This is a genomic window from Ruegeria sp. BHSB172 (genome assembly GCF_059613165.1).
The window spans coordinates 1-3,743 of sequence record NZ_JBXWRZ010000039.1 but is presented as its reverse complement, the minus strand read 5'-3'; the positions used below and the strand labels follow the sequence as shown (position 1 = coordinate 3,743).

The following is a 3,743-nucleotide window of genomic DNA, read 5'->3' as shown; positions in this document are numbered from 1 at the left end:
ATCCCGCCGGACGCGCCGCTTCTGGTCTATGTAGGCGGGTTCAACCGGCACAAGAACGTGCTGCGCCTGATCGAGGCGATGCCGCGCATCGTCGCCACGTTTCCCGACACGCGGTTGGCCATCGTCGGGCGCACGACCGGGGCCCGGTTCTGGGACAACATCGCAGACCTCAAGGCCAGTGCAGCCGCGAATGCCGCGTGTTCCGAAAACATCCTGTTTACCGGAGAGATCGACGACACCCAACTGGCCGCCTTGCTGAACGCCGCCGACGCGCTGGTATTTCCCTCGTTGTGGGAGGGTTTCGGCTTGCCCGCGCTCGAGGCGATGTCCTGCGGAACGCCCGTCCTGTCCTCGGATCGCGGCAGCCTGCCCGAGGTGGTCGGCGATAGCGGGCTGTATTTCGACCCGACATCCAGCCGGGCGCTGGCGGACCAGGCCATCCGCCTGCTGTCCGATCCGGGCCTGCGACACGACCTGTCAAACAAGGCGCTGGCCCGGGCGTCAGGGTTCGGGTGGGACAAGGGCGCGGCCATGGCCGAACAGTCGTTTCAGCGGGCGCTGGGTGGGGAATAGGAAAATTGCAGCATCGTCCGACTGCGCAAGCTGCCACAGTACAGTCCACGGCAATAGGTGCCATTGCGCCCTATTTGGAAACATTCGATCTGCGCCCTGCCCGGGCGAGACTATTTTATTGGATTCGGCCCCGATCCTCCGTATCGGTGGTTGAGGGCGGTTTGTTTAGGTCCAAGACGGCAATTGATTTCAGTTCCAGTTTGTATGATCAGGGTACATCATGAATCTCGAAACCTCACATCACCAGACCCTCAGACAGCGCATCGCCGCGCGCGAGGCGCGGGTCGCCGTGGTCGGGCTGGGCTATGTCGGCCTGCCTCTGGCGCTGACCGCCCATGACAAAGGCTTTGACACCACCGGAATCGACCTGAACCCGCAGCGGGTCGCGTGGATCAATCAAGGTGCGCAGGTCATCTCGTACCTCGCACCAGACCGAATCGCCAAAGCCGTGGACAGCGGACGGTTCCGGGCAACGCAGGACGCGGCAGCCCTGACCGAGGCCGACATCATCCTGATCTGCGTCCCCACGCCGCTGTCCGACAGCCAGGACCCGGACATGCGCTTTGTCGCAGCCGCCGCCGAGACCATCGCACAGCATCTGCGGCCCGGACAGCTGGTGGTATTGGAAAGCAGCGTCTGGCCGGGCGCCACCACGACGCTGGTGCAGCCGCTGCTAGAAGCGCGCGGCCTGCGCGCGGGGGTCGATTTCTTTCTGGGCTTCTCGCCCGAACGCGAAGACCCCGGCAATGACAAGTTCGACACCCACAACATTCCCAAGGTTGTCGGCGCCGACGATCCACTGTCGCTGCAACTGATCGAGGAGTTCTATCGCGCCATTGTGACACGCGCGGTTCCGGTCAGTTCGGCCGCCACCGCCGAGGCGGTCAAGCTGGTGGAAAACAGCTTTCGGACGGTGAACATCGCGCTTGTGAACGAACTCAAGACCGCATTGGACGCAATGGGCGTGGATGTATGGGAAGTGATCGACGCCGCCGCCACCAAGCCCTTCGGGTTCATGCCCTTCTATCCCGGTCCGGGTATCGGCGGCGCCTGCATCCCGGTCTCGCCGGCCTATCTGGCCTGGCGCGCGGCCGATGCCGGATCCGACACGCCGATCATCAACCTGGCCCGGTCCAGCAACGATGCCGTGCCAAGCGCGCTGGCCCGCCGGATGGCCGACCGGCTGGCGCCGGATGGGGCCGACCCCGACCAGCCTCTGGCCGGCCAACGCATCCTGCTGATGGGCATCGCCTACAAGCGCGACGTCGAGGACACCCGCCGCAGCCCCGCGCTGGTGCTGCTGCAAGAGCTGGAGAAGCTGGGCGCGCGGGTCGATTACCATGATCCGTTCTTCCCCAGCCTGCCGGAAGGGGGCGAGTACCCGGATCTGGCCGGGCGGGAATCGATGCCTCTGACGGCGGAAAACCTGAAACGCTATGGCGCGGTGGCGGTGATTACCGACCACAGCGCGCCTGACTATTCGCTGGTGGCGCGCGAAGCCGCAATTATATTCGACACGCGCAACGTCTTTGCAAAGAAAGGAATTGAGGTGGCCGGTGGCCGCCTGGTGAAGCTTTGAGACCGCGTGTGGCGGCCCTGCCGGGCGGAGGTCCGGCAGGTCGGCAAGGTTCGCTTTCAAGGATGCCCGGACCGAAAGAAGAACCCGTTGATGAGTGAAAAGCCCGCAAGAATCTTCGTCGACCTGGATGGCACGCTGGTCAGGACCGATCTTTTTGTCGAGGCCATCGTTCAGTTTCTGACGAAGAACCCGTTGAACATATTTGTGCTGGTGCTCTGGCTGTTTCGCGGCATCGCCTATGCCAAATCCCGCATCGCGCAGCAGGTTCGGATCGACCCGGCCGGTCTGCCCTACGAAACGGCGCTGTTGGCGTATTTGAAGCAACAAAAGGCCCAGGGCCGGCAGCTGGTTCTGGCGACGGCCGCGCCGAAGGCCTTTGCCGAACCGGTGGCCGAGCATCTGGGCCTTTTCGATACGGTCCTGGCCACCGACGCAACGCACAACCTGAAAGGCGCCAGAAAACTGGCCGCGATCCGGAATATGGCCGGACAGGATCCCTTCACCTACGCAGGTGACACCGCAGCGGACCGTCCGATCTGGGCCGCAGCCAAGACCGAAATCTTGGTGAATGCACCGGCACGGGATGTGGATGCAGCACGGGCGGCGGACAAAGCCGAAATGGTCGTCAACTCGCGGCCACCCGGCTGGAGAGCATTCCTAAAATCGATGCGTCCGCATCAATATGCCAAGAACGCGTTGATCTTTGCGCCTCTGTTCACGTCACAGCAGCACCTGCCGATCGAGAGCGTGCTGGCGTCGCTGCTAGCCTTCATCTGCTTCAGCCTCTGTGCATCGGGCGTGTATTTCCTGAACGATCTTGTCGATCTGCAGGCCGACCGCCAGCATACCAGCAAGCAGTTCCGTCCCCTGCCCTCGGGCGACCTTTCGCTGCGGGCGGGCGTGGTCGGGGCCATCGCCCTGCCGATCGTCGCCTTCGGACTGTCGGTCTTTTTCCTTCCGGTCAATTTCACCCTGGTGCTGATCGCCTACCTTGCCATCACCATGGCCTATTCCTTTTGGGTCAAGCAGATCGCCACGGCGGACGTTATGGTGTTGGCTTCATTGTACACATTGCGGGTGATCGCGGGCTCAGCCGCCACCGGTATCGTCCTGTCGTCCTGGTTTCTGGCCTTCTCGATGTTCATCTTTGTCAGCCTGGGCTATCTGAAACGCTATGTCGAAGTGGCCGCGGCCCCCGCCGATGACAGCACCGTGCATGGCCGGGACTATTCGCATGCCGACAGCGAGACGATGTTCAGCCTGGGCGTCGCAAACATCACCGCGGCGGTGGTCATTCTGGCGCTGTACATCAACAGCCCCGAGGTCCAGACCATCTACCGGACCCCCGAAATCTTGTGGCTGCTGTGCCTTCTGCTGCTGTACTGGGGCAACCGGATCTGGGTCGGGGCGCGGCGCGGGCGGGTGGCCGACGACCCGGTTCTGTTCGCGCTGCGCGACCGCATCAGCCTAATGGTCGGCGCGGCCTTCGTGGTGGTCACGCTGGCTGCCAAGTACCTCAGCCTATGACGGACCCGACAACCGAGGAGAAGGAACATGTCACTCTACTGGTCTTCTTTGCTGCTTGCGGTTT

3 protein-coding genes are annotated in these 3,743 nt (G+C 63.1%); all 3 read left to right on the top strand.

Going from position 1 to position 3,743, the window contains the following annotated elements:
* Nucleotides 1-573 (top strand): glycosyltransferase family 4 protein (locus tag AC2FM3_RS14600; protein ID WP_496683138.1); only part of this gene is annotated, 573 nt, incomplete at its 5' end.
* A 220-nt stretch (nt 574-793) separates the two neighbouring features.
* Entirely contained in the window at nt 794-2,152 is a 1,359-nt protein-coding gene (locus AC2FM3_RS14595; RefSeq protein WP_496683137.1) for a nucleotide sugar dehydrogenase, read from the top strand.
* Between the two features lie 90 nt (nt 2,153-2,242).
* A complete protein-coding gene (locus AC2FM3_RS14590; RefSeq protein WP_496683134.1) occupies nt 2,243-3,679 on the top strand; it encodes a UbiA family prenyltransferase in 1,437 nt (478 codons plus the stop codon).
* Nucleotides 3,680-3,743 lie beyond the last annotated feature (64 nt).